The organism is Proteiniclasticum sp., assembly GCF_003514505.1.
GTDB lineage: Bacteria > Bacillota > Clostridia > Clostridiales > Clostridiaceae > Proteiniclasticum.
In genome coordinates, this window is sequence record NZ_DOPX01000009.1 from 141,449 (window position 1) to 167,648 (window position 26,200).

A 26,200-nucleotide genomic window follows, 5' to 3' on the forward strand; every position below is an offset into this window, starting at 1 on the left:
AAGAGCATGAATAAATTAAATAACATAAAAATAGGTTTCTTTAGAAATAATCCTGTTCTATCCCTGGCTCTAGGACTCACAACAGCCCTTGCGGTGACAGGAAGCGTTACTACAGCTCTAGGAATGGGACTTCTCATCCTTCTTCTGGTGATTGTGGCTGGCGTTCTTGGTGGACTCCTGCATAAAGTGACACCTTCAGAGATGATGATTCCAGTAGGCCTTGTGCTTTCCGCATTTCTTGCAAAGCTTGGAGAGCTGCTAGCCTTGGCGTATATGCCTACAGTGGCTTCCGAAGTAGGGATCTTTATTCCTCTGATGGCCGTGAACTCCTTGATTCTTTTTGCTGCAGGAACTCTGACAGAAAAGACATCTTTTGGAGAAAACATGAAAAATGCACTGCTGGCAGGCTGTGCTTATGTGGTGGCTCTTTTGGCAATAGCATTCTTAAGAGAACTTGCTGTAACCGGAGGCATTGCGCTGCTGAACCCACTGAGTGGTGTGGAACTCTTCAGTTTCAATCTCATTCCACAGCAGTTCACCCTGAGCCTGTTTGCAGGTTCTGCTGGAGCCTTATTGATGACAGCATTTGTGGGCGGGCTCTTCCAGGCCATTGGAAAGTCCGGAAACGACAAGGGAGGTAAGTAAGATGGAAAATATACTACCGATTCTTCTTGGTACAATCCTGATCAATAACCTTGCCCTGACAAAGCTTGTGGGGCTGGGACAGCTGGCTCATTTCGGTGAGGAGGAAGGCGAGATTCTCTGTATTGGGGTTTCTGCAGCACTTGTTATGGCAATTTCCAGCATTCTTGGGTACTTTGCCGGTTCCCTGTTTGATCTGGGTGTTCTGAATCTTTTGGTCTATGTTCTCCTGATTCTTGTGTCTACAGCGCTTGTGATGTCTGGAGTGAAGAAAGTAAAGCCTGAAATGTATGAAAGAGTGAAGAAAGTTCTTCCACTACTTTCAGCAAACTCAGCGATACTCTATCTGCTTTTGATGACAGGTACAGAAGGCATGGAATTCCTTCTACAAGGAACGGTTGCCAATGATGCGCAAGAGCTGCTTCCGGTACTGATTACTGCTGTCGGAGCTCCCCTGGGTCTTCTCTTTGCCTTTATCCTCTATGGAGCTGTAAGGGAAAGACTTTCTGTAGCACATACGCCAAAAGCATTCAAAGGTCTTCCAATCCTTCTGGTCTATGCAGCTCTGGTTGTGCTGGCTCTCAGCGGGCTCAATGGAATTCTTTAGAATCTGAATCTGATACCATACTAATGAAGTCTCTCCGTTTTCTGGGAACCTGGAAAACGGAGAGTTTTTTTGACAAAATATCAGTGCAGTTCTGAAACTGAAGCAAATTACTTGAAACTCTTTTAAGGTTTCTGGTAAAAGAATATTCAAGCTTAAGTTTCCACAGAAAATGGCGCTTGTACCGATGAATTACACATGTTACTCACATGAAATGGGAGGCATTGTGGATAAACCTGTGGATAAGGTGGAAAACTATTTTTTGAACAGGGATGCATATTGTGCAAAATTCAATTCATCCCCTCAATACCACAGGAACTCCACAAGTTATCCACAGGACTTTGTGAATAGTGTGCATAAGTGAACAATTGTACGGTTTTTGTTTTGATGATATTTTCATCATGTTAAAACTCAGTTAAAAAGAAAGACCATAGGCTGAATTCATCAGTCTATGGTCTTATAGGAATCTTCGAGAAGATCGTTCAGCTGAGAAAGCTCCATGGGGGAAAGACTTCGGTATCTTCCCAGCGCCAGTTTTCCAAGCTCTATGTTCATGATCCGGATTCTCTTCAGTGTCACCACTCTATACCCGAAGTGCTCTGTCATTCTACGGATCTGTCTGTTGAGCCCTTGGGTGAGGATGATCCGGAAAGTCTTCTCATCCAGTTTTTCCACCTTGGATTCTCTCGTGTAGGTGTCAAGGATAGGGACTCTCCCTCCCATCCCCTTTAAGAATGAGTCAGTCATGGGTTTGTTCACCGTAACGATATACTCTTTCTCGTGGTTGTTTCTTGCGCGGAGAATCTTGTTGACGATGTCTCCGTCATTGGTGAGAAGAATAAGCCCTTCAGAGTCCTTATCCAGACGTCCGATGGGAAAAATCCTTTCTTTGTGGTTTACAAAATCCACGATATTATTACGTACTTTTCTGTTGGTGGTGCATTCAATACCCCTTGGCTTGTTCAGTGCGATATACACCAGAGGAGGCTTATTGTCCACGAGTTTTCCATCCACTCTTATTTCATCCTGCTCTGTGACTTTCAGTCCCATCACAGCGACCGCACCATTGACGGTGACTCTGCCTTGTTCTATATAACTGTCCGCTGCCCGCCTGGAGCAGAAACCTGTATCAGAGATGGCTTTATTGATTCTTTTCTCTTCCATGGAATTCCTTCCTTTTCAATTCATATACTTCTAAAATGATATTATACACGAAACGGGATGTTTTCCCAAGAGATGTTGAGAAGATGAAGAAAGGGGCCTATGATGGGAGTAGTGATTACTGATAAAATTTTGGAGGTTAATATGAACGCTGGAATCTGCCCCATCTGCCATAAAGAAAACCACTGCCACATGGTCAGTGGAAAAGATCCTTCCACCTGCTGGTGCACCACCGTCTCTTTCCCTGATGGTCTGCTTCTTCTTGTACCTGAAGAGGCAAGAAACCTTTCGTGTGTCTGTGAGGCATGTGTAACAAAATACCAGGAAGAAGGTGCGGAAGGTATGAGAGTGCCCCAAAGATAAATTGGACAAAATTCAATAGTTACGGTACAATAAAGATACCGGAAGATTCTTGTTCCGGCAAAGACTTTGACTTTGGAGGAGAAGAAAATGAGCAAAAAGGTTGTCATATACACATCCAATACCTGTACCTACTGCGATCTGGCAAAGGAATACTTCAATGCCAACGATATTTCCTATGAAGAGAAGAACACTTCTGACCCAGTGTTCAGAAAAGAACTTCTGGCTTTAGGAGTGCGCAGCGTGCCTACAATTTTCGTGGATGAAGAGTACATGGTTGGATTTGACGAAGGTTCTTTCGAAGAGCTTTACAACAAATAAAGACTGAAATAAGTAGCTAGAGAAATAAGATGGTCCCGGATCTATAAAAAAGATCCGGGACTTTTTTTCTTTCAGTATATTGGTCACTGGGTGTACAGGAAAGAGCCATTGTCGTTGATTTTTGCTTCGATCTGATAGCTGACGATGCGGTCTTTTGTTGCGCCTTCATGAAAGTAGTCTTTGGTAAGGGGTTTACCGGAAATGAGAATCTCCACGGTGCTTCTTTCACGTATGGTCTCACTGATATAGGCCTGTTCCAGCACTTCTCCCACAGCAGCATCCAGACTAAGATCATCAAATCTTGCTCTTTCGATATAGTCTCTTCCTTTGGGATTGTTTCCAAAGGCGTCCACAAGATGACCGAAAGAATTGAACTTCAGTGTCACTTCCCCTACCGCTTTGATGATGACAGTACGCTCTATCTCTTTCTGCAGAGAATTGTAGTAGAATCCTAAGGGGATGGCAAGAACGAGAAGGACGAGAAGCGGTTTCAGCACATTGGGTTTTCTTCTGACTTTTTTTCCATAACCAAGGGTTCCGACATCTGATCCCGTATCCCGGATTTTATAGAAAGCTCCATCATTGGTGAGGATACAGGCGACACCGCCTCTTCGTTTTAGAACCATGCCCGAATGGTCTTTTCCCTCAATGAGAGTGGTCCGATTCTCCTCGGCTGGACCAAAGCATAAGGTCTGACGAAGCCTCGGATAGGCTCCAGGCTCCAGAAGGAGCGTAAGCGCCAGAATATGCTTCTGACGTTTTTTCAGTTCAAAAAGTGGCTCTTCCACCATGGAAGAAAATACTTTGAGGGGAATTCTTTTCAGTTCTTTTGTCCTCGTCCAAAGCTTTTCCTCTGAAAGAAGAATCAGCGCCAGATTCAGGTGAAGGTTTAGCTCTTCCCTGGAAAAATGCTCTTTGGAAAGGGATTCCAGAGAAATCATATAGGTGCGCAAGGATGTAGTGTACGCTTCAATCTCAGCCTTTCTTTCGTCATGATCCTCTTCTTTATAGAGACTGACCAGGGGTTTATCTAAAAATATATAGTGATCTTTATCAAGGACTCTTTTTTTCATGATTTCACCAAACTTTATCTCTTATTGCTTCTATTTTAGCACAGGACTGGAAAGATGGGCTCGACATTTCAAGAACTTCGCAATGAGTTTGTGAAAAGGGAAGAAAATCCCTTCAGAACCCTTAAAGGTTCCACTAAAATACAGTATACTGAAATAGTGGGCACAGGATTGCCCGTAATTTAAAAATCAGTGCAGAAAGAGAATGTGAGGAATAGATATGACAGAAGTGGAAAAGAAGATAAAAAGAAGAGACCGGATTGTAAGGATTCTACTCATCCTCGTGATTTTCATGGGGGTTGGATTCTATGTCTATGCCAGAGACTATTATAGAGCGTCCATGGTGGCGGAAGAAGCCTTGGTTTCGGGAGATGGAATTACCTTTGAAGAGGTGAAAGGCGACCTCATATTCACACCCTCTTCACCCAAAGGAGGCGTTGTGATCTATCCTGGCGGAAGAGTCTCTGAACGTGCCTATGGGCATTTAGCCCGAAAGATTGCTGCTCTTGGCTTTAAGACGGTAATCGTTAAGGTGCCGTTTAAGCTTTCCATTTTGGAAAACAGCGCAGCCGAAAGCTACGTGAATGAGGAGATGCCATGGGTTCTCATTGGACATTCTTTAGGTGGTGTTTCCGCGTCAAGTTTTGCACAAAAGAATATGGAGACAATAGACGGGCTGATTCTTCTTGCATCCTATCCAGCAGGGAACACGGACTTATCCTCTGCGCCCTTTCCTGTATACTCCCTGGTGGGAGACAAAGACCAGGTGGTGGATTTTGAAAGCCTTCAGGAGGCTCAGGACCGTCTGCCAAAAAGCTTTGAAGGCGTCGTCATCCGGGGTGGCAATCATGCAAGTTTCGGAAATTATGGCATCCAGAAGGGAGACAGTCTCCCGGATATCAGTTTCGATGACCAGCAGCAGTATGTGCTGGATGCGCTTTTAGAAATCCTTCCCTAGCTCCCGGAACTTCAATCGGAAATAAAACCTCTGCCTCGAGTTCTCTTGTACGGCAGAGGTTTTCATCTTTTTACTGTCCTGTTTGAAGACAACGCGCTGGTGGCCGGATCAGAAAATCACAGCGTGTTTTTCTGCAGCTTAGAAAAATTTAAAGATATATAGATTTCTGATGCAATTATGAAAATATCCTAATACATAATGGGGGTATTTCTGAGAAATTCATAAAATTGAACAAAAATGAGATTTTCTTTGACAAAAATGTACACAACTTAAAATGATTTATGGTATGATATTGTTAGAAATTTATTTAACGATGAGGTGTAAGGATGGACAAGAAAAAAGATATTTCTATGGCCGTAATTAAAAGATTACCAAAATACTACAGACATCTGGCAGAGCTTCTGAGAAATGATGTGGACCGGGTTTCCTCTAAAGAACTGAGTGAGAAGATCGGATTCACCGCTTCCCAGATCCGTCAGGACTTCAACTGCTTCGGTGGTTTCGGTCAGCAAGGATATGGATATAATGTGAAAGAACTTTACAATGAGATTTCCACCATTCTGGGGCTGGACAAACGGTACAGCACCATCATCATTGGTGCAGGAAATATTGGTCAGGCTGTGGCAAACTACACAAGATTCGAGAAGTTCGGATTCGACCTCAATGGAATTTTTGATGTGAATCCCAAGCTCATCGGCATGAAGATGAAAGACATCGAAATCAGCGACATTGACACCATGGATGAGTTCCTGAAAAACAATAAGACAGACATCGGCATCATCTGTGTACCACATACCGTGGCTCAGAAGGTAGCAGACACTCTGGTGGCAAATGGCGTCAAGGGCATCTGGAATTTCGCCCCCATAGACATTCATGTGCCTGAGAATGTATCCATTGAGAATGTGCACCTGAGTGAAAGTCTTTTGACTTTGGTGTATCTCATGAACGATCTGGACAAGTAAAAAATCATAGGAAGAGGTCTCTTCGGAGGCCTCTTTTTCATTGTTGCTCATTGTTTTTTCTTGAACAAAGGAAGAGAAGTCCGTATACTGAAAAAGGATAGAGCCAGGCTCTAAAATGAAATATGTTGGGGGAAGCAAATGTATAAAATTTTACGGAAGAAAGAACTGGTGCCCAATATCTACCAGATGGATATTGAAGCGAAAAGAGTGGCAAAAAGCGCTCTGCCAGGTCAGTTTGTCATTGTGAAGGTGGATGAGAAAGGGGAGAGAGTGCCTCTGACCATTTGCGATTATGACAGGGAAGAAGGAAGTGTATCCATTGTTTTTCAGACTCTAGGCGCTTCAACGATGAAGCTTGCACAGAAGGAAGCCGGGGAAGAAATCAGAGATTTCGTCGGCCCCTTGGGGAATCCTTCGGAGGTAGTGACGGAAGAAGCGGAAAAACTGAAAGAGCATAGAATTGTCTTCATTGCAGGCGGTGTAGGAACTGCGCCTGTGTACCCTCAAGTGAAGATGCTGAAAGAAAAAGGCATCAAAGTGGATGTGATCATCGGAACGAAATCTAAGCACACCCTGATTCTTGAAAAGGAGTTTCGGGAAGTGGCTGAAAATCTCTATATCTGTACCGATGATGGCAGTTATGGGTATCACGGGCTTGTCACAGAAAAGCTGAAGGAGCTTCTGGATGCCGGAGAGAAAAACTATGATCTTTGTGTGGCCATCGGTCCCATGATCATGATGAAGTTTGTGGCTCGTCTTACCAAGGAATACCAGCTGAAGACCATTGTATCCCTCAATCCCATCATGGTGGATGGCACAGGCATGTGTGGGGCCTGCAGAGTCACCGTGGGAGATGAAGTGAAGTTTGCCTGTGTGGATGGTCCGGAGTTTGACGGACACCTCATCCATTTTGATGAAGCCATGAGAAGGCAGTCCATGTACAAGTCCCAGGAAGGGAAGAAAACCATCGAGAAAGAGCAGAAGGATGTTCATAAGGATTCCGGGTTCTGCAGTTTAGGAGAGATCGCCCATGATGAAAAATAGAGTGCCCGTTCGGGAGCAGAAGCCCGAAGAGAGAGTGAAGAACTTCAAGGAAGTGAGTTTTGGCTATAATCATGAGGAAGCCCTTATGGAAGCGGAGCGATGTCTCCAGTGCAGAAACCCAAGATGTGTGGGTGCGTGTCCTGTGGCCATCAACATTCCAAAGTTCATCCAGGAACTGAAGGATGGACGCATCGACAAAGCAAGAGATACCATTGGAGAAGCCAGCAACCTCCCAGCAGTCTGCGGCAGAGTCTGTCCTCAGGAAGAGCAGTGTGAAGGAAAGTGCATTGTGGGCATCAAGGGAGAACCGGTGAACATCGGAAAGCTGGAGCGTTTTGTGGCAGATTGGGCCATGGAGACAGGGTATAAGAACACAGAGAAAGCGCCTTTAAACGGACATAAAGTGGCAGTGGTGGGCAGCGGCCCTGCAGGTCTTACCTGTGCGGGAGATCTGGCAAAATTAGGCTACGAAGTGACGATTTTTGAAGCGCTGCATGAACCAGGCGGGGTTCTGGTCTATGGCATTCCGGAGTTCAGACTGCCAAAGGAAACCATTGTCAAGGAAGAAATCAGGCTTCTGAAGGATTTGGGGGTCACCATCGAGACCAACGTCATTGTGGGCCGGACTGTGACCATTGAAAGTCTATTTGAAGAAGAAGGATTTGAAGCAGTGTTCATCGGATCCGGAGCAGGGCTTCCCATGTTCATGGGGATTCCTGGGGAGAATGCCAATGGAGTCATGTCTGCCAATGAGTACCTGACCAGAGCAAATCTCATGAAGGCTTTCCAGGAAGGCTACGATACCCCCATCAGTCATGGAAAGCATGTGGCGGTGGTAGGCGCGGGCAATGTGGCCATGGATGCGGCAAGAACAGCGGCAAGACTTGGTGCGAAGGCAAGCATTGTCTACAGAAGATCTGAAAAAGAAATTCCAGCCAGAGCGGAAGAAGTGCATCATGCCATTGAAGAGGGGATTGAAATGAACCTTCTCACAAATCCGAAGGAAATCCTGGTGGATGAAAGGGGATTTGTGAAAGGCATGGTCTGCGTGAAAATGGAGCTGGGAGAACCCGATGCTTCTGGAAGAAGACGCCCCATGGAGATCGAGGGAAGCGAATTCACCCTGCCCTGCGACAGTGTCATCATGAGCCTTGGGACATCGCCCAATCCGCTGATTTCCAGCACCACCAAAGGCATTGAAACGAATAGAAGAGGGTGCATCCTGGTGAAAGAAGAATCTGGAGCCACCAGCCTGGAAGGCGTGTTTGCTGGAGGAGATGCGGTGACAGGTTCTGCCACGGTGATACTCGCCATGAGCGCAGGAAAAACTGCAGCCAAGGGCATTCATGAGTACCTGATGGGAAAAGAGAAGTAGAGAGAAGTAAAGAGAGGAAGATATGGATTATAAAGAGGTGGAGGTTTTTGAGGGAGGCATTGTGCTAAAAGGCGTGAAGCATTTTCACCCTCAGCAGATCTTTGAATGCGGACAGTGTTTCCGGTGGACAAGCCGAAATACAAAGAAGGACCATTATCTGGGCATTGTGGAAGGGAAAGTCCTGGAAGTGAAGCTTGTGCAGGATGAAGTGTATCTTCTGGGTATCACATTGGATGAGTTTCAAGTCTTTTTTAGAGACTATTTTGATCTTCCAAGAGACTACAGCAAGATCAAGCGGGAGCTGAGAAAAGATCCGCTTCTGAAGAAAGCTGTATCCTTCGGCTTTGGCATCCGCATTCTCAGGCAGGATCCTTTTGAAACCCTCATCTCCTTCATCTTATCCTCCAACAATCTGATTCCAAAAATCCGGGAAGGCATTCGAAGAATCAGTGAGAAGTATGGTCAGTCCATCCAGTATGAGGGAGAGACCTATGATGCGTTTCCTACGCCAGAAGCGCTTTCCAGAGCCACAGAAGAGGAGCTTCGGGAACTAGGTCTTGGATATCGGGCTGCCTACATCGAAAAGACCGCTAAACTTGTTTATAAGGCGTCTCTTCTGAAGAAAGAAAAAGAGAAGAGAGCGCTGACACCAGAAGAAAGGGAGATCCTTTCTTATGATCTGACATACATTTCGGCTCTTCCAGAGGAGGAGTGCCTGAAAGCCCTCATGAGATTTCCAGGCGTAGGCATGAAGGTGGCGGATTGCGTCATGCTGTTCTCCATGGGGAAGACCGGTGCTTTTCCTGTGGATGTCTGGGTGAAGAAAGCCATGGTTCATTTTTATGGTGCAGAGCCCAAGAGTCTCCCGAAGATGCGCAGCTTTGCCAAGGAGAAGTTTGGATCTCTTGCAGGGTTTTCCCAGCAGTATCTGTTTTATTATGCCAGAGAGAAGAAAATCAGAATCCCGGAAGAAAAGAAGTAGAAATAAAAGAAGAGACCCCGAAGGAACCAGCGGCAGGTAAGCAGCGTATCCTTCAGGGTCTCTTCTTATTTTAGGAGTGAAGAGGATTTAGACTTGGAGCACCATACGGTCCTCCACGGAATGGGCGTTTTTCTGGAAGAGGGCAATGAGGTCCTTTGTGGAAAGGACTGCCTTTTCTTCCAGAGAGAGGTCTTCTACAATTTCGCCCTCATGCATCATCACCAGTCTGTTGCCGTAGGCCAAGGCGTGATTCATGTTATGGGTGACCATGAGGGTGGTGATGCCTTCTTTTTGGATCAGGCTCTCCGTGACTTTCATGATAAGCTCTGAGGTTCTGGGGTCCAGTGCGGCCGTATGTTCATCGAGAAGAAGAAGCTTCGGTTTCTTCATCACGGCCATGAAGAGGGCCACAGCCTGGCGCTGACCGCCGGATAGGAGCCCGATCTTCGTATGGAGCTTAGATTCGAGACCCAGCCCCAAAGAAGCAAGCTGCTCTTTGTAGTAGCTGATTCTCTTCATATCCACAGCTTTTTTCAGACTGAAACTTTCTCCTTTGGCATCGGCCAACGAGAGGTTTTCTAAAAGCGTCATGGAAGGAGAGACAGAGAGTCTGGGGTCTTGATGGACTCTACCCAGAAGCTTTGCTCGCACATGGGCTTTCTCGTAGGTGATGTCTTGTCCATCCAGTAGGATAAGACCGCCATCAGCCTCATAGGTTCCTGCAATGAGATGAAGAAGTGTGGACTTTCCTGCACCGTTGGAACCCAGAAGACTGATGAAGTCTTTTTCCTTCACCTGAAGGCTGAGGTTTTTCAGCACAGTATTTTCAATGGGGGTGCTTGGATTAAAGGTTTTTGACAAGTTTTGCAGCTTTAGCATAGAAGGCACCTCCTTTATCCTCTTTGGTTTCATTCTTCCGCCCGCTCTGTTTGCGTCTTTTCTTCAGTGCCCCGGAGCTCATGCCCATGGCTAGAATGACTGCAATGGCGGTGGCCAGTTTGAAATCATTAGGGTCCAGTCCAAGTCTTAATACCAGCACTAAAATACCTTTATAGAGCACCGCACCGGAAAGAGCGATGGAAGTCATGGGCAGGCTCAGCTTCTTCAGAAGAGAGCTTCCGATGATGACCGCCGCAAGGGCGGTGACCGCACTTCCAGTACCCATGCCCACGTCAGAGAATCCCTGATACTGGGCGGTGAGAGCACCGGAAAGGCCAGCTAAAAAGTTTGCGGTCATGAGACCGAGAATTTTGATTTTATGGGCATCTGCCCCCAGCGAGGTGAGGATCTCTTCGTTGTCGCCCACGGCTCTTAAGAAAAAGCCGGTTTTTGTTCTGAAAAAGGCTTCATAGACAAAGAGAAGAACCGTCACGATGAGAAGTAGAAGCAAGAGTGTGCTGAGGTTTTCCCCACCTATGGAAACTTCCGGCAGTGTGAACACCGTGGTTTCAGCAAAGAGTGGAATGTTGGCTTTTCCCATGACTCTCAGGTTCACGGAGTAAAGACCGAACATGACGAGAATCCCTGCCATGAGTCCATTGATCTTCAGCTTTGTATGGATGATTCCAGTGACAAGCCCACCCAAGGAAGCAGCCGAAGCTCCCAGAAAAGTTGCAACCCAAGGATTCATTCCTCTAAGAAGAAGCACCGCAGCGGTGGCGGCTCCTAATGGATAGGTGCCATCCACAGAAAGGTCTGCAAAATCCATGATTTTATAGGTGATATAGATTCCGAATACAAGAATCGCAAAGAGCAGACCCTGTTCCAGAATGCTGATGAGAATGCTCATTATTTTTCACCTGCCACTTTCGCGACAGACAGAATCTCCTCTGGAATGATAATGCCTAAAGATTCCGCAGCCTTTTTGTTCACCACGATGATGGGATTTTTCATGGTGGAGATGGGGAGTTCTTTGGGTTCTTTTCCCTTCAGGATTTCAATGGCCATGAGTCCGGTTTCTCTGCCCAGCTCATAGTAGTCAAGACCTGCGGAAATGAGTCCACCCACGTTGACGCCAGCATCTTCTGCGCAGAAGACTGGAATCTTCTCGTCATTGGCTAATTTTACGATAAGGGAATAGGCCGAAGCGACCATATTGTCTGTGGGGGTATAAAGGACATCCACTTCTTTCAGCACACTGGGGAGCACCGCATTGACATCGCTAAGAGCTGTGATACCCGCTTCTTTGACGGTGAAGCCCATGTCTTTTGCAGCCTTTTTCAGTGCATTGACCTGATAGGTGGAGTTGGGTTCTGAGGTGTTATAAATGACTCCGATGGTTTTGGCTTCAGGGAGCACCTTTTTGAGGATCTCCAGCTGAGGTCCGATGGGTACACCGTCAGAGGTTCCAGTAACATTTTTGCCTGGATTCTCAAAGGATTCCGCGATGCCTGCATCCACAGGATCGGTCACCGCAGTGATGAGAATCGGAATATCTTTCGTTGCGTTGTAAGATGCCTGGGCGCTTGGGGTTGCAATGGCGAAGATGAGATCTTTCTTCTTTGCTACAAAATCTTCGGCGATGGCCAGCGCTGTGGGCTGTTCTCCCTGGGCATTCTTATAGTCGATTTCGATGTCCTCTCCTTCTACATAACCATTCTCCTTGAGCACATCCAAAAATCCTTGTCTTGAAGCATCCAGTGCTTCGTGCACCACAAACTGATTGATGCCAATTTGAGTGAGTTCCTTTTTTTCCTGGCACCCTGCCACTGCAAGGGCCATGGCCACAATACCGAGGGCCACGAGTTTCTTTCCTACCATTCTACATATCCTCCTAATACTACTGTTCTTCCATAATCTTGAACAAATTATGAATTACCTTATTATATAGAGGGTTCTGAACTTTATCAAGTTCAGTGAAACCCGGAGTTTCTTGTAACAATGATGAAAAATGAGGCGCAATTTTAGAATTCTTTAAAAATTAGCGGTAAAATTATATAATTTTCGAAGTACTTTGAAAATGAAAACAACTACATCGAAAGATTCTGAAAGTTGAACACAAAATAAAAGAGACGCGATATACTGCGCCTCTTGCTGGAGTTTTTCTATACAGTTAAAGTTCTGTGTCCGATGCCAATGGCAAACTCGTTAAGGTGTAGGAGACCTATGCTCACATAAATACAGACGGCCAGGTCATTGCCCATACGCACCAGTCCGATTTTACCGCCCACATTGAGATTGTTGGAACGTTCCAGCACCTGCATGAGAGCATCCCGGGCAGCACCCATGACCGCACCTTCCTCTGCATACTCTTCCTTAATGAGACCTACCCGTTTGGACGCCACCAGGGCTCTTTCTAGGATCTTGCTGATGCTGATGGAGATGTTTCCTCCGATGTCCACCGCGGCGGCTTTTCCACCAAGGGCTTCCAGCTTCCTTATATAGTCCCGTTCTTCCTCACGACTGGTAAGCGCCAGTCTTACGGCTTCTCTTGGTACATCTAAACTCTTGTTCATATCCTCATCCTCACAATTTCACCATAGTATTTTCTGCGTTCTTTCTTTCATTCTATCAAATATTCAGGCGTCCTGCTTCTTTTTTCCAAAGGTCTTACCTAGTAAGAGCGTCAGAAGAGCCAGAAGAACCATATAGAGGAGGATGAGAAATGCAGCATACATAAAGAACCATTCCGGCAAGATTCGGATGACAGGATCAATCCTTGGATCAAAAATCCAGTAATCATTGGAAAAGGCAATCTCATGGAATACCACAAAGGCTCTGGAAAAATTCACGACAAAAGGGATGCCAAGAAGGATCGGGAGAATAAATGTGAAGGCAGCTGCCCCCTTTAAGTATCCCAGCTGGTTTTCTCGTTTCCTTTTAATAAACAAGAAAATCGAAAGGATCAGACTGACGGCAAAAAGGATCCAGACAAGGTCAAAAATAACCTTGACTTCATAGAAGTGAAACTCACCCTGGGGAGACATGGGAAGTCCGTTCAGCTGAAGCTTTCCCCGGTAAAAAGGATTCAGATAGTCGATGAGAATATCGTAATTGCTCTTTATAAGCGCATAGTCATAGTCTCCGTTTTGGGCCTGAATCTTTGTGATGTTCATATAATAGAGGATTCTGGTGTTAAGACCTAAAAGCACCGAGCCTGTAAGTACGGCAATGGCGTGGATGAGTGCGTAGAGTGCTGCTTTAAATTTTTTCATATGCTGCTTCTGGAAGCATCTTGGAAAGGCTTCCATGTTCACCTCGTTTCTTAGTGGGAAAGAAAGGAACGAATGTCCTCGCAATCCAATTAGAATAATGATATCATGATTTTGGAGCCGTGAGTAGAACAAAGATATTGAAAGATAATTGGAGATTTTTATAGAAAGTGGAAGCTAAATTACTTTTTTGTTCGGATTTATGCCGTATTTAAGAGTATGACTATAAAATTCTAGTTGAAATCGGAAATAAATAAATTATAATAAGAATAGATGTTAGCACTCGACATTAGTGAGTGCTAATAAAAGTTAGTTTATAGGAGGAATGTCAAAGTGATCAGACCATTAGGAGACAGAGTAGTACTTAGAAGACGTGAAGCCGAGGAAACCACAAAGTCCGGTATTGTCCTCACAGGTTCCAGCAAGGAAAAGCCACAGGAGGCTGAAGTCATTGCAGTAGGTCCAGGAGGCTATGTGGATGGCAATAAAGTGGAAATGGAAGTTAAAGTTGGTGACAAGGTTCTCTTCTCCAAATATGCAGGCACAGAAGTGAAGCATGAAGGTGAAGAAGTCATCGTGGTTCGACAAAACGATATTCTGGCAATTATAGAGTAGTAGGAGGAGTAGACGATTATGGCAAAGACAATCATCTATGGAGAAGAAGCAAGAAGAGCGATGCAAAAGGGTGTGGACATCCTTGCAGACACCGTGAAGGTTACCTTAGGACCCAAGGGAAGAAATGTAGTCCTGGAAAAGAAGTTTGGCGCACCTCTCATCACCAATGACGGTGTGACCATCGCAAGAGAAATTGAACTGGAAGATGCCTTCGAGAATATGGGCGCACAGCTGGTGAAGGAAGTTTCCACCAAGACCAACGATGTGGCTGGAGACGGAACCACCACAGCGACAGTGCTTGCACAGTCCATGATCAAGGAAGGTCTGAAGAATGTGACAGCGGGAGCAAATCCCATGTTCATCCGTCAGGGAATCAAGCTTGCTGTGGATAAAGCGGTAGAAGCCATCAAGGAGCAGAGTGTTGCCATTGGGGGCAAGGAAGACATCGCAAGAGTAGCTGCAGTTTCTGCTCAGGACGAAGAAGTGGGACAGCTCATTTCTGATGCCATGGAAAGAGTAGGCACTCAGGGTGTAATTACTGTAGAAGAGTCCAAGACTTTCGGTACAGAGCTGGAAGTGGTGGAAGGTATGCAGTTTGACAGAGGATATGTTTCTGCGTACATGGCAACCAATACGGAAAAGATGGAAGCAGTTCTTGATGATCCTTTCATCCTCATCACTGACAAGAAGATCAATACCATCCAGGAAATCCTTCCAGTGCTGGAACAGGTGGTCCAGACAGGAAAGAAGCTTCTTCTTATCGCCGATGACATTGAAAGCGAAGTCATCGCTACACTGGTTGTGAATAAGCTGAGAGGAACCTTCGTCTGTGTGGCTGTTAAGGCGCCTGGATTTGGAGACAGAAGAAAAGAAATGCTTCAGGACATCGCCATCCTTACAGGCGGACAGGTGATCTCTGAAGAGCTCGGAAGAGAACTGAAGGATGCAACCATCGATATGCTGGGAAGTGCAGATACCGTAAGAATCAATAAGGACCAGACAGTCATTGTCAGCGGAAAAGGTTCTAAAGAAGAGATTGAAAATAGAGTTCATGTCATCAAAGCTCAGATGGAAGAGACCACTTCCGAGTTTGACAAGGAAAAGCTCTCAGAAAGACTGGCAAAGCTTGCCGGTGGCGTAGCAGTCATCAAGGTGGGTGCAGCGTCTGAAACAGAGCTGAAGGAAAAGAAGCTCCGCATGGAAGATGCTCTGGCTGCAACCAAGGCTGCAGTGGAAGAAGGCATCGTTGCTGGTGGTGGAACTGCTTACGTCAACGTCATTGATGCAGTAGGATCTCTAACAAGTGAAGACCCAGATGTGGTTGTGGGAATCAATATCGTGAAGAGAGCTCTTGAGGAGCCATTAAGACAGATCGCCATCAATGGTGGAGTAGAAGGCTCTGTTGTCATCGAAAAGGTGAAGAACAGCGAGAAGGGCATTGGCTTCAACATCATTACAGAAGAACTGGTGGATATGGTGAAGGTTGGTATCGTGGACCCAACTAAGGTTACAAGATCTGCTCTTCAGAATGCGGCATCTGTTGCTGCAACCTTCCTGACCACAGAAGCAGCTGTGGTGGACATCAAGGAAGACAAGCCTATGATGCCAGCTCCAGATATGGGCGGAATGTATTAAAAGTATAAAATAAATATATATCTAAGACGGTGTTTCAGACACCGTCTTTATTTTTTGCTTCACTTTGAGAGTGTTGATCCTGAAAGGTAAAGTTAACCATACAAAATGTAAAATAGACTTGACTTTATGTATAGTTAACTTTACAATAAAGGTATAAAACCGGTTTAGAATCTATAAGACGGAGGAAGATAAGAAATGGCAATGGAGAACAATATTAAGCTGTTCCGTGCGAAGCTTGGGTACACCCAGGAGGATCTGGCAAAGAAAGTGAATGTGACGCGCCAGACCATCATCGCATTGGAAAAAGGCAGCTATACGCCATCACTGGAACTGGCTTTTAAGCTATCAGACTTGTTTCAGGTACACATCGAAGAAATATTTTACAGAACGGAGGACACAAAATGAATAAAACTGTCATTGGACAACTGCTCAACATCATCCTGATCTGGTCTCTATATCTTTTGTTCCGTACAAAAAGCGCATTTGATCTGGCTTATGAAGGAAAGTATCTGGAAGCAAAATATCTCAGCTATGTTCTGCTGTCAGCAGCATTGGTGTTTCTCCTCATCGGACTCATGATTTACGTCAGTATGAAAGGAAAAAAACTAAGCGGACTTCATCACTTTCTAAAAGCAGATATTTCTGTATCAGAAGAGGATGAGCGCGACAGTGAGATCATTGGACGCATTTCAAGAAAGAACTATCTGGCACTATCTGGAGGCCTTGTGGCCATGATTGTCTTTGCTCCAGTTCTCATTGGCACGAGGGAAATCACACTACATGGACTTGTTCTAGCTCTGGCTGTGATCGCCACCGCAGATGCGTTGGCGTTTCTGCTTCAGTATATAAAAGCGTACAAAGTATAAATAATCCTTGACTACTACGATATTTTTTACTAAAATATAATTAAGTAAAAAATATTTGAGTATGAGGTGTAAAAATGAATCAGTGTATGGACGTATTTCTGCAAAAGTTTGGACTCACCCGTTATGATGTATCGAAAAGGACTGGGATCTCTCAGCAGACCCTGTCCAGTGCAAATAAGAAAGATCCAGAGAGCTACTCGGTGAAAATCCTATCGGCTCTTTCTAATGCCACGGGAATTTCACCAGGAGAAGTCCTGGACCAGCTTTTTAAGATCCAGAAAGAAGAGGAACGGTTTGTTGTAAGAAACTGGGAGGAGCTGAAGATTGCTGTGGATGCCATGAAAGAGAGATTTCTGGTGGAAGGGGAGTTTACTGAAGTCATGAAAGATGTGAAAAGCGGGCAACTTTCTGATACAGCAAGGCTTGGGACAGAGCTTGGCACAGGTGGAGGCGTGGGCATTATTGAAGCGCTTTACTACTTTGTGCACCGCCAGCTTTCAGGGGGGAATAAGGAGGAGGAGAAGCTGAAAGACAGGCTCACCTCTTTATACCACATCATTCTTCTGGATGAACATACGGTGGAGCTGAAACTGAAATCACTCAGTTATTAGGATGAGCAATCATCCTTTTTTTGTTGAAGTGAATAAAGCAGGGTTCTCCTTCCTATAATGAGGGTATCAAAGGAAAGGAGGAAAGATAATGAAAAACAAGAAAAAGGGATTCTCTCTGGTGGAGCTTCTTATTGTCCTTGGCATTTCCAGTATTCTTATGGCCATGTCCGCACCAAAGTATCAGGGCATCGTGGGCAAGGCCAATGAACTGGAGCAAAGAGCGTATATTCGGGAAGCGCTGAATTATGTGGATGTTTACAATCTGGAGGCTTCAGCGAAGATTGAAGAAAGCAAGACATTAAAAGAAGTTCCATTACAAGGATCAGACTTTGAGGCAGCACGGAATAAGGTTTCAGGGCCCAATCAGGAAAAAACACTGAAGTATCTGCGGGAGTTTACGGAAGGCGTGGAAAGTCCCTCCTCATGATCCATCTCTGTAGAATCTTAGGACCGCTGGGTGGAATCCTTCTTGGAAAGCACCTGCTGAAAGAGAAAAGACCAGACTGGATGGTGTCAGCCATGTTCTATGGAATCCTTCTGGTCCTTTCTTCCTATTATTTCAGGTTTACTTTCCTGGAGGTCTTCTTCTACAGCGCATTTCTCTCCGGGGTCTTTACAGACCACTATTCTGGAAGAGTCTACAATCTTTCTCTTTATCTCATGGTGCCCTTTGCCCTTTCTGGATTTTATACCCATCACAGCTATATTGCTGCTCTCTTTATGCTCCTGCTCCCTCTTTACAAGAAAAGCAGGAAGCTTCAGTTCTATTTTGGAGAAGCAGATGTTTATGTGCTTCTTTTCATCTCTATGGCCTATGGACGGAATGTGTTCTACACTTTGTTTTATGCTTCCGCATTAGGTCTCCTCTATGCAGTGGTTGGACGCAGAAGGGAAATCTATTTTCTTCCGTTTCTGTTCTTTGGACTTCTACTCTCTCATGTTGATGAGTTTCATAAGTTCTTTGGGATTTTGCTTTAGGATTGGGAGATTGTGAAGGTTATCTTTTATGAACCTGTGAAAAGCAACGCAATTCCTGCAAAATGTGTTTGACTTTGCCTGTGGGGATGTCTATAATAAAGTTTAAATTAAAAACGCGTTACTCGTATATGCCCTTAATAAGGAAGGGCGTTTCTACCGGAAACCATCGCAATTTCCGTCTATGAGTGGCAAAGGTGCTTCTTTGGCATACCCTTGTCACCATGGTGAATTTGGGTATGCTTTTTTTATAGAATAAGGAGGATTTTCATGGGAAAAATTTTGAAAACTGCTTACACATTTGATGACGTTCTGCTGGTACCAAACAAGTCTGAGGTGCTGCCAAAGGATGTACAGGTGAAGACAAAGCTGACGAGCACACTGACTCTGAACATTCCGCTCATCAGCGCCAGCATGGATACGGTGACAGAATCCACCATGGCCATTGCCATGGCGAGAGAAGGTGGTCTTGGCATCATCCATAAGAATATGTCCATAGAAGAGCAGGCCCATGAAGTGGATGTGGTCAAAAGACAGGAAAATGGTGTCATTGTGAATCCTTTCCATCTGACAGCGGATAAGACCTTAAGAGAAGCCAACGAGCTCATGAGAAGATACAGAATCAGCGGAGTGCCCATCACAGAGGAAGGAAAGCTTGTGGGCATCGTCACCAACAGAGATCTGGTCTTTGAGTTTGATATGGAAAAATCCATCGGTGAAGTCATGACAAAAGACAACCTCATCACCGCTTTGGAAGGCACTACCATTGATGAAGCAAAAGAAATCCTCCGTACCCATAAGATTGAGAAGCTGCCTCTGGTGGATAAGGACAACAATCTGAAAGGGCTCATCACCATCAAGGACATTGAGAAGACAAGACTCTTCCCGAACGCTGCTAAAGATGCCAGAGGCAGACTCCTCTGCGGCGCTGGCGTTGGCGTTACTGCCAACATGATGGACCGCGTAAAAGCTCTAGTGGATGCAGGTGTGGACGTAGTAGTTCTTGATACTGCCCATGGACATTCAGAGGGCGTTATGGAAGGCGTAAAGAAGATCAAAGCCGCTTATCCAGAGCTTCCTGTCATCGCAGGAAACGTGGCAACAGCTGAAGGAGCTAAAGCTCTTGCAGAAGCTGGCGCTGATGCTGTGAAAGTCGGCATCGGACCTGGTTCCATATGTACCACCCGTGTGGTTTCTGGGGTAGGTGTTCCACAGCTCACAGCAGTGATGGACTGTGTGGAGGCACTAGAAGGCACTGGTGTTCCAGTCATTGCCGATGGAGGCATCAAGTACTCTGGAGACATCGTGAAGGCTCTGGCAGCAGGCGCAGGCGCTGTAATGCTGGGATCTATCCTTGCAGGATGCCAGGAGTCACCAGGTGAGATTGAAATCTATCAGGGAAGAAACTATAAGGTTTATAGAGGCATGGGTTCTCTTACTTCCATGAATAAGGGATCCAGTGACAGATACTTCCAGGAAAATGCCAAGAAGCTTGTGCCTGAAGGCGTAGAAGGAAGAGTAGCCTACAAGGGACCTGTATCAGATACACTGTATCAGCTGGTGGGCGGACTTCGCTCCGGTATGGGATACCTGGGATCCAAGGATCTTCCTACCCTCTTTGAGACCGCAAACTTTGTGGTTCAGACAGCCAACGGTCTGAAGGAAAGCCATCCACATGACATCTATATCACCAAAGAAGCCCCTAATTACAGCAATAAAGAAGCGTAGGAGAGAATATATGGAAAATAATGTAATCCTGGTCCTGGATTTTGGCGGTCAGTACAATCAGCTCATCACAAGACGTGTCCGTGAAGCGGGTGTCTACAGTGAACTGATCTCTGCAAAAACATCCATTGAAGAAATCAAGAGAAGAAACCCGGTGGGTATCATCCTGACTGGTGGTCCAAACTCAGTGTATGAGGAGGGCTCCATGACGGTGAGTGAAGAAATCTTCTCCTTAGGGATTCCTGTTCTTGGCATCTGTTATGGCCATCAGCTCATGACCCATAAGCTGAAGGGGAAAGTAAACACAGGAACCGTGAAAGAATACGGAAAGTCCCACATCCATTTTGAATCCGAGAGCGTCATGTTCCAGGGACTTCCTGAAGAGTCAGTGGTCTGGATGAGCCATCAGGATGAAGTGGTGGAAGTGCCAGAAGGATTTAAAGTTACCGCTTTTACCAAAGACTGCAAAGTGGCAGCCATGGAAAACAAGGAAAAGAATCTTTATGGTCTTCAGTTCCATCCAGAAGTGGTCCATTCCGTACTGGGCAAGGAAATCCTTTCAAACTTCATCCATGGTGCCTGCAAAGCTGAGAGAACTTGGGTGATGAAGGATTTTGCCAAGGAGAAGATTGAAGAAATCAGAGTGAAGGCTGATGGAAAGAAGGTGCTCTGCGCACTTTCCGGTGGAGTAGACTCCTCTGTTGCGGCTGTTCTTGTTCATAAAGCCATCGGAGACAACCTCACCTGTATTTTTGTAGACCATGGTCTTCTTCGCAAGAATGAAGGGGATGAAGTGGAGAAGATCTTCAGAGAGAGATTCCATATGAACCTCATAAGAGTCAATGCTCAGGACAGATTCCTCGGGAAGCTGAAAGGCGTGGAAGATCCAGAGAGAAAGAGAAAGATCATTGGTGAAGAGTTTATCCGTGTCTTTGAAGAAGAGTCCAATAAGCTTGGCAAGATCGATTATCTGGTGCAAGGCACCATTTATCCTGATGTTGTGGAATCCGGAACCGAGACCAGCCAGGTCATCAAGAGCCACCACAATGTGGGGGGACTTCCTGAAGACATCGAGTTTGAACTCATTGAGCCTTTAAGAGAACTGTTCAAGGATGAAGTAAGAGTCCTTGGAGAAGAGCTGGGCATTCCACATGACCTTGTGTACCGTCAGCCATTCCCAGGTCCTGGACTTGGCATCCGTGTGCTGGGTGAAGTGACAGAAGAAAAGCTGGAGATTGTGAGAGAAGCGGACTTCATCTTCAGAGATGAAGTGAAGAAGCACGGCCTGGATGAAACCATCTGGCAGTACTTCGCAGCACTTCCTAATGTCAGAAGCGTAGGTGTTATGGGAGATGGAAGAACCTATTCCCATCTCATTGCATTAAGAGCAGTACAGTCCACAGACGGGATGACTTCCGAGTGGTCCAGAATCCCTTATGAGGTACTGGATATTGTTTCCAGAAGAATCGTCAATGAAGTGCCTGGGGTCAACAGAATCGTGTATGATGTAACCTCCAAGCCACCTTCAACCATAGAGTGGGAGTAAGAAAAAATCTATAATCAGAAAAATCCTAGAAGGTAAAAATACTTCTAGGATTTTTTATTGATGTCTTGCTGCTTTTTTGTGACAGTTTTTTAAGAGTTTATTTTTGATGTACTACTCACGGATACATAGAGTTATCTATTTCGGAGACCAATTTCATAAATCAGAAAAGCAAGCTTTAAAATGGTATAGTCATGGAGTTCTCTTGGATTAAAGCCAGTCTTTTCATGAAGACTGTTCAATCGGTACTGCAAGGTGTTTTTATGAATAAACAGCTCATTGGCACACCTCGTGATGGAACCGTTGTGCTTTTCATAGGATTTCAGAAGCACCATGAAGTCCCCTTTCTCTTTTTCACTCAATCGGCCCAGTATTTTTGACTCAAAGAGAGGGGCGGAGCCACTGAGCTCCGGAAGAAGGAGGATTCCAAGATCCAAATCCTCATAAAACTGAATGGGGACCTTTAATAAGTTTTTTGCCCACATGAGGCTTTTCTGAGCTTCGGAGAAGGACTTTCTAGAGGCAGCACTCGTGGTGCAAACGGAACCTACACCGAAAACCAGGTCCAATCCAAAAGAATTTTTCACGAGTTCTTGTATAGCTGCAAGATTCAGCCGCAATAAAGCAGGCTTTGTGAGGGTGGAAAGGATGGTCAGGGTATTCCGGTTCAGGGCGAAAATGGTTTGAGAGGGATCTGGAACCATTTTCTGCAAGTATTTATAAAGAGCAGTATCTACAGCATGATCGGTCAGAAACATTCCTTGTACAACTCTTCGTGGGATGGTGACATCATACTTGTAGATATCACGATAGCTGTTGTTTTCAAAGTCTGTACTTTGGGTGTTGTAAAGTAAGTTTTCAATGATGATGCGCTGATTTTCTTTTGTGTTAAAGGATACTTCCTGCAGATAGGCTTCTTTTATCAGAATTTCTGTCATTTTTGTCAGTATGTGCACATATTTCGACACATCCTCTGGATTCCCTGTGATGCCCACCACAGCAATGATCTCCTCTTCAAAATACAAAGGAAGATTGATCCCTTTCTTTGTGCCTTTGAACTCATCATCATTCTTTACAGAAAGACTTCTTTTTGTCTTTAATACTTTTAAAGCGCCTTCATGTTGCTGTCCGATTCTCACAGGATCAGTAGACGCAATGATAACACCTTCCATGTTCATGAAGTTGATCTCATGATGTATGATTTCCTTGATGCTTTGTACGATATTCTGTGCAAGCTTACTTGATATTTTCATGTTTTCCACCTCTTATTTGGTAATTGTAACAAAAATTAATGGAGATGAAAAGGATTAATATAGTACAGGTACCGTATGAATGTAAACGACAATCAGATAAGATAAGGAAGGATAAAAAAATAACAACTTTGAAGGAGATCGTTTTATGGACGCACAAGTCACAATAACTGCCCTTGGGGCACTGGTTGCACTCATCGTTTCTATCGTATTAATCTTTAAGAAAGTAGCGCCTTTTTACGCGTTGTTCATCGGAGCCATTCTCGGAGGACTCATCGGCGGAGCGTCGATCGTGGACACCATTGGGCTGATGAAGGGCGGAGCAGCTGGAATGATCACGGCCATCTTGAGAATCCTTGCCGCAGGAATCATGGCTGGAATCTTAATCAAGTCTGGTGCAGCTGCTTCTATGGCGTACACCATCATCGATAAGCTGGGGGCAAAGAAAGCTCTGCTGGCCATTTCTCTCGCCACCATGCTTCTTACCATGGTGGGTGTATTTATTGACATTTCAGTCATCACAGTAGCACCCATTGCCATTGAGATTGCCAAGAAGCTGAAGATTTCAAGAACAACAATTCTTCTTGCCATGATTGGTGGAGGAAAAGCGGGGAATATGATGTCCCCGAATCCCAATGCCATCGCAGTTTCCGATTCCTTCGGTGTGCCACTGACCAGCGTCATGATGGCGGGCATCATTCCAGCCGTCATCGGTATCGCATTGACATTTGTGGTGGCTACAAAACTCAGCAAAAGTGGAAAAGGCACAAGTTTCAGCCTTGAGGAAGGCGGAGAAGTATCCAATGCTGTCAACCTTCCATCCTTTGGAAAGTCTATACTTGGACCAGTTGTAGCCATTGTTCTTCTTTCCTTGAGACCGATCTTTGATATCAACATTGATCCAATGCTTGCCTTGCCAGTGGGAGGGCTTGTGGCTGTCATCGTCCTTGGAAAAGCAAAGCATGTCGTAGAATACACCCAATATGGTCTGGATAAAATGACCAATGTAGCCATCATCCTTCTTGGAACAGGTCTCATTGCGGGTATTATTTCAAACTCAACCCTTGGCGATGTATTTATCAATGCCATTGATGTATTAGGACTTCCTACGTATCTGCTGGCTCCTATCGCAGGTATCCTCATGTCCGCTGCAACAGCTTCTACCACGTCAGGATCTGCAGTTGCGAGCAGTGTATTTGGCGGTACTTTAACTGGTGCAGGCGTTGCGCCTCTGGCTGGTGCAGCAATGATCCATACGGGTGCTACAGTACTTGATCATCTGCCACATGGTTCTTTCTTCCATGCCACAGGCGGAAGTGTATCTATGGCGTTTAAAGAAAGACTGGCGTTGATTCCTTATGAGTCCATGATTGGACTGGCCATGACCATCGTATCCACCATCATCTATGGAGTCATCGGTATCCTGTAAACCCCAACTAAGGAGAAGAATTTATGAAAGAACGTAAGACATATGTGCTGGCTCCGGACTCTTTTAAGGGCAGTTTGACTGCAAAAGAGGTCTGCGAAGCCATGGAAAAAGGAATCAGAAAAGCCTGTCCTGATGCACAGATCGTCCATGTGCCCATGGCGGATGGAGGAGAAGGAACTACGCAAGCTCTTGTGGATGCCACAGAAGGAAGACTTGTGAAAAAAATCGTCACGGGACCTCTTGGGAACCAGGTGGAAGCCATGTATGGAATCCTTGGCGATGGAAAGACAGCAGTCATTGAAATGGCATCAGCAAGCGGAATTCATCTTGTGGATCAGAAGACTAAAAATCCCCTGATCACCACTACCTACGGAACTGGAGAACTGATAAAGGAGTGCCTTGACCAAGGAATCCGAAAGATCATCCTTGGCATCGGAGGCAGTGCCACCAACGATGGTGGGGCAGGTATGGCAGCAGCCCTTGGAATAAAGCTTCTGGATGAGAATGGAAGCATGATTCCATGGGGGGGCGGCTCATTAAGCTCACTGGAACGGATTGATCGAAGCGAAGTGGATCCACGTCTATCAGAGTGCATCTTCGAAGTTGCCTGTGATGTGACAAATCCTTTATGCGGTCCCACAGGAGCATCCCATGTCTTTGGTCCTCAGAAAGGAGCTGCTCCTCACGTGGTTGAGATTCTGGATCAAAATCTCAGACATTATGCGAATGTAATTCAGCGTGACCTTGGACTAGATGTTTCTGACATACCAGGCGCCGGGGCAGCAGGTGGACTAGGTGCTGGACTTCTTGCCTTTACAAACTGCACCTTGAAACCAGGGGTTGAGATTGTCATTAAGTATACGAATCTCAAGGAAAAGCTGAGAGAAGCAGCCTACTGCTTCACGGGTGAGGGAGGCATAGATTTCCAGACAAAATTTGGAAAGACCCCTTATGGAGTGGCAAAAACTGCGAAGGAAGTTTGTGAAGAAATCACTGTAGTTGGAATTGCAGGGATGATTGGTGAAGGGATTGAAAGCCTTTATGAGGTTGGGTTTGACGCCATATTTGGCATTGCACCGGGCGCATCAGAACTGGAAAAGCTTCTACAGGAAGGATCCGAAAATATTGCAAGAACCACAGAGAACATTGTCAGACTGATAAAGAAGAGTGAAAAAATCTAGTATAGATTCAGTACATTGACGTGATAAAAGACAGAAGAAAAACTTTAGAGAGAAATGATGTGTGATGCGTCATTTCTCTTTTCTTTTGTTCAGACGTGATGTTTAAGTAAAAGTAGTATCTTATGAATTGACTTAAAATATATGAACTTAAATCCTAAGATTATATGAAGTAAACATCTAGAATATTGTGAAATATATGTCTAGTTTTATGGTGTCCTATGATAATATAGATAGAAAGAATAAATAATAAAAAGCAAAGGAGAATAAAAATGATTGATTTTCAAAATGCCTCTTTTATGAAGCTGCGTCCTGTAGGAGAAAACTCCTATGCATCACTCATCTCACCTCTATTTGTGGAGGGAGAAAATATTTTGGCTTCCTTCCAAGGTATCCGTGATGGCGTGGTCTTCACAAGCAAAAGAATCTTTGCCATCAACGTTCAGGGGATCACGGGAAAGAAGAAGGACATATCTTCACTGCCCTACAGCAAAATCCAGGCTTTTTCAGTAGAAACCGCTGGAGTTCTGGACCTTGACAGTGAACTGGAGCTCTGGTTTTCCGGGCTTGGAAAAGTGAAGTTTGAATTTGTGAGCCGTGCGGATGTATCTGGAATCTGCCGCATGATTTCAGAAAGAGTACTTTAATCAGAAAGAGGATCTTTCTGATGACCTATATAGGATAGAACAGTAGATGTTTTGAATCTATCAGGAGCCTGTCTTTACAGGAATTGCGCCAGAAAG

The 26,200-nt window shown here is 45.2% G+C and carries 29 protein-coding genes and 1 riboswitch; of the genes, 21 read left to right on the plus strand and 8 right to left on the minus strand.

The genetic code is table 11. The features are described from left to right. Positions 1–6: 6 nt before the first annotated feature. Positions 7–645, plus strand: a complete 639-nt coding sequence (locus DEF30_RS02490; RefSeq protein ID WP_294096151.1) for an Rnf-Nqr domain containing protein — start codon at positions 7–9, stop codon at positions 643–645. 1 nt (position 646) lies between these two features. After that, positions 647–1,249, plus strand: a complete 603-nt coding sequence (locus DEF30_RS02495; RefSeq protein WP_294096153.1) for an Rnf-Nqr domain containing protein — start codon at positions 647–649, stop codon at positions 1,247–1,249. A 441-nt stretch (positions 1,250–1,690) separates the two neighbouring features. Here the strand turns inward: DEF30_RS02495 and rluF are convergent, their stop codons facing one another. Continuing rightward, the gene (rluF, locus tag DEF30_RS02500) at positions 1,691–2,410 is read right to left on the minus strand and encodes a 23S rRNA pseudouridine(2604) synthase RluF (RefSeq protein ID WP_294096155.1); all 720 of its coding nucleotides are present in this window, start codon (positions 2,408–2,410) and stop codon (positions 1,691–1,693) included. A gap of 141 nt (positions 2,411–2,551) precedes the next feature. Between rluF and DEF30_RS02505 the strand changes: the two genes are divergently transcribed. Together DEF30_RS02505 and DEF30_RS02510 are read left to right on the plus strand one after the other, a co-directional pair. Beyond that, positions 2,552–2,770, plus strand: coding sequence for a cysteine-rich CWC family protein (locus DEF30_RS02505; RefSeq protein WP_294096156.1), 219 nt, complete (start codon positions 2,552–2,554; stop codon positions 2,768–2,770). An 87-nt stretch (positions 2,771–2,857) separates the two neighbouring features. Then, complete coding sequence (locus DEF30_RS02510) at positions 2,858–3,088, plus strand: glutaredoxin family protein (RefSeq protein ID WP_074911882.1); 231 nt, start codon at positions 2,858–2,860, stop codon at positions 3,086–3,088. A gap of 83 nt (positions 3,089–3,171) precedes the next feature. Here the strand turns inward: DEF30_RS02510 and DEF30_RS02515 are convergent, their stop codons facing one another. Next, positions 3,172–4,161 (minus strand): hypothetical protein, encoded by a 990-nt coding sequence (locus tag DEF30_RS02515; RefSeq protein ID WP_294096164.1) that lies wholly within the window; start codon positions 4,159–4,161, stop codon positions 3,172–3,174. 217 nt (positions 4,162–4,378) lie between these two features. Here DEF30_RS02515 and DEF30_RS02520 point away from each other — a divergent pair, with 217 nt between their 5' ends. The 5 genes from DEF30_RS02520 to DEF30_RS02540 all read left to right on the plus strand — a co-directional run bounded on the left by DEF30_RS02520 (position 4,379) and on the right by DEF30_RS02540 (position 9,479). Continuing rightward, positions 4,379–5,116: an alpha/beta hydrolase gene (locus DEF30_RS02520; RefSeq protein WP_294096166.1), complete on the plus strand. Its 738-nt coding sequence runs from the start codon at positions 4,379–4,381 to the stop codon at positions 5,114–5,116. A 326-nt stretch (positions 5,117–5,442) separates the two neighbouring features. Next, a complete protein-coding gene (locus DEF30_RS02525) occupies positions 5,443–6,078 on the plus strand; it encodes a redox-sensing transcriptional repressor Rex (RefSeq protein ID WP_294096168.1) in 636 nt (211 codons plus the stop codon). A 138-nt stretch (positions 6,079–6,216) separates the two neighbouring features. Further along, on the plus strand, positions 6,217–7,122 hold the full coding sequence (locus DEF30_RS02530; protein ID WP_294096171.1) for a sulfide/dihydroorotate dehydrogenase-like FAD/NAD-binding protein: 906 nt from the start codon (positions 6,217–6,219) through the stop codon (positions 7,120–7,122). Beyond that, positions 7,109–8,497 carry an NADPH-dependent glutamate synthase gene (gene gltA, locus DEF30_RS02535; protein ID WP_294096173.1) on the plus strand — a complete coding sequence of 463 codons (1,389 nt, stop codon included), beginning with the start codon at positions 7,109–7,111 and terminating at the stop codon, positions 8,495–8,497. Before DEF30_RS02530 ends, gltA begins: the two co-directional genes overlap by 14 nt. Before the next feature lie 22 nt (positions 8,498–8,519). Continuing rightward, positions 8,520–9,479 (plus strand): DNA glycosylase, encoded by a 960-nt coding sequence (locus DEF30_RS02540; protein WP_294096175.1) that lies wholly within the window; start codon positions 8,520–8,522, stop codon positions 9,477–9,479. 87 nt (positions 9,480–9,566) lie between these two features. On the opposite strand, the gene DEF30_RS02545 is transcribed toward DEF30_RS02540, so the two are convergent. From DEF30_RS02545 to DEF30_RS02565, 5 genes are all read right to left on the minus strand, one after another. Continuing rightward, positions 9,567–10,358, minus strand: coding sequence for an ATP-binding cassette domain-containing protein (locus tag DEF30_RS02545; RefSeq protein WP_294096177.1), 792 nt, complete (start codon positions 10,356–10,358; stop codon positions 9,567–9,569). Beyond that, entirely contained in the window at positions 10,324–11,268 is a 945-nt protein-coding gene (locus DEF30_RS02550; RefSeq protein ID WP_294096179.1) for an ABC transporter permease, read from the minus strand. Before DEF30_RS02550 ends, DEF30_RS02545 begins: the two co-directional genes overlap by 35 nt. After that, the gene (locus tag DEF30_RS02555; RefSeq protein WP_294096181.1) at positions 11,268–12,239 is read right to left on the minus strand and encodes an ABC transporter substrate-binding protein; all 972 of its coding nucleotides are present in this window, start codon (positions 12,237–12,239) and stop codon (positions 11,268–11,270) included. Before DEF30_RS02555 ends, DEF30_RS02550 begins: the two co-directional genes overlap by 1 nt. Positions 12,240–12,523: 284 nt before the next feature. Further along, the gene (locus tag DEF30_RS02560; protein WP_031577000.1) at positions 12,524–12,934 is read right to left on the minus strand and encodes a HutP family protein; all 411 of its coding nucleotides are present in this window, start codon (positions 12,932–12,934) and stop codon (positions 12,524–12,526) included. Between the two features lie 63 nt (positions 12,935–12,997). Then, positions 12,998–13,633: a TIGR01906 family membrane protein gene (locus tag DEF30_RS02565; protein WP_294096186.1), complete on the minus strand. Its 636-nt coding sequence runs from the start codon at positions 13,631–13,633 to the stop codon at positions 12,998–13,000. A gap of 330 nt (positions 13,634–13,963) precedes the next feature. Between DEF30_RS02565 and groES the strand changes: the two genes are divergently transcribed. The 9 genes from groES (at position 13,964) to guaA (ending at position 21,603) form a co-directional block, all read left to right on the plus strand. Further along, positions 13,964–14,245 (plus strand): co-chaperone GroES, encoded by a 282-nt coding sequence (gene groES, locus DEF30_RS02570; RefSeq protein ID WP_074911872.1) that lies wholly within the window; start codon positions 13,964–13,966, stop codon positions 14,243–14,245. An 18-nt stretch (positions 14,246–14,263) separates the two neighbouring features. Continuing rightward, on the plus strand, positions 14,264–15,880 hold the full coding sequence (gene groL, locus DEF30_RS02575; RefSeq protein ID WP_294096188.1) for a chaperonin GroEL: 1,617 nt from the start codon (positions 14,264–14,266) through the stop codon (positions 15,878–15,880). A 201-nt stretch (positions 15,881–16,081) separates the two neighbouring features. Continuing rightward, positions 16,082–16,285 carry a helix-turn-helix transcriptional regulator gene (locus DEF30_RS02580; protein WP_294096209.1) on the plus strand — a complete coding sequence of 68 codons (204 nt, stop codon included), beginning with the start codon at positions 16,082–16,084 and terminating at the stop codon, positions 16,283–16,285. Next, positions 16,282–16,746, plus strand: a complete 465-nt coding sequence (locus DEF30_RS02585; RefSeq protein ID WP_294096190.1) for a hypothetical protein — start codon at positions 16,282–16,284, stop codon at positions 16,744–16,746. Before DEF30_RS02580 ends, DEF30_RS02585 begins: the two co-directional genes overlap by 4 nt. 86 nt (positions 16,747–16,832) lie before the next feature. Beyond that, entirely contained in the window at positions 16,833–17,357 is a 525-nt protein-coding gene (locus DEF30_RS02590) for a helix-turn-helix domain-containing protein (protein ID WP_294096192.1), read from the plus strand. An 88-nt stretch (positions 17,358–17,445) separates the two neighbouring features. Further along, on the plus strand, positions 17,446–17,784 hold the full coding sequence (locus DEF30_RS02595; RefSeq protein ID WP_294096194.1) for a type II secretion system protein: 339 nt from the start codon (positions 17,446–17,448) through the stop codon (positions 17,782–17,784). Beyond that, positions 17,781–18,335 carry a hypothetical protein gene (locus DEF30_RS02600; RefSeq protein WP_294096195.1) on the plus strand — a complete coding sequence of 185 codons (555 nt, stop codon included), beginning with the start codon at positions 17,781–17,783 and terminating at the stop codon, positions 18,333–18,335. The genes DEF30_RS02595 and DEF30_RS02600 overlap by 4 nt, the downstream gene beginning before the upstream one ends. A gap of 102 nt (positions 18,336–18,437) precedes the next feature. Then, a riboswitch (purine riboswitch) is annotated at positions 18,438–18,537 on the plus strand. Between the two features lie 65 nt (positions 18,538–18,602). Continuing rightward, entirely contained in the window at positions 18,603–20,060 is a 1,458-nt protein-coding gene (gene guaB, locus DEF30_RS02605; protein ID WP_294096198.1) for an IMP dehydrogenase, read from the plus strand. Between the two features lie 10 nt (positions 20,061–20,070). Continuing rightward, a complete protein-coding gene (gene guaA, locus DEF30_RS02610; protein WP_074911865.1) occupies positions 20,071–21,603 on the plus strand; it encodes a glutamine-hydrolyzing GMP synthase in 1,533 nt (510 codons plus the stop codon). Between the two features lie 131 nt (positions 21,604–21,734). Here the strand turns inward: guaA and DEF30_RS02615 are convergent, their stop codons facing one another. Continuing rightward, positions 21,735–22,853: a sugar diacid recognition domain-containing protein gene (locus DEF30_RS02615; protein WP_294096201.1), complete on the minus strand. Its 1,119-nt coding sequence runs from the start codon at positions 22,851–22,853 to the stop codon at positions 21,735–21,737. A gap of 145 nt (positions 22,854–22,998) precedes the next feature. Between DEF30_RS02615 and DEF30_RS02620 the strand changes: the two genes are divergently transcribed. From DEF30_RS02620 to DEF30_RS02630, 3 genes are all read left to right on the plus strand, one after another. Beyond that, entirely contained in the window at positions 22,999–24,279 is a 1,281-nt protein-coding gene (locus DEF30_RS02620) for a GntP family permease (RefSeq protein ID WP_294096203.1), read from the plus strand. Between the two features lie 23 nt (positions 24,280–24,302). After that, positions 24,303–25,460 (plus strand): glycerate kinase, encoded by a 1,158-nt coding sequence (locus DEF30_RS02625; protein WP_294096205.1) that lies wholly within the window; start codon positions 24,303–24,305, stop codon positions 25,458–25,460. Positions 25,461–25,729: 269 nt separating this feature from the next. Next, positions 25,730–26,104 carry a PH domain-containing protein gene (locus DEF30_RS02630; protein WP_031577020.1) on the plus strand — a complete coding sequence of 125 codons (375 nt, stop codon included), beginning with the start codon at positions 25,730–25,732 and terminating at the stop codon, positions 26,102–26,104. Positions 26,105–26,200: the final 96 nt, after the last annotated feature.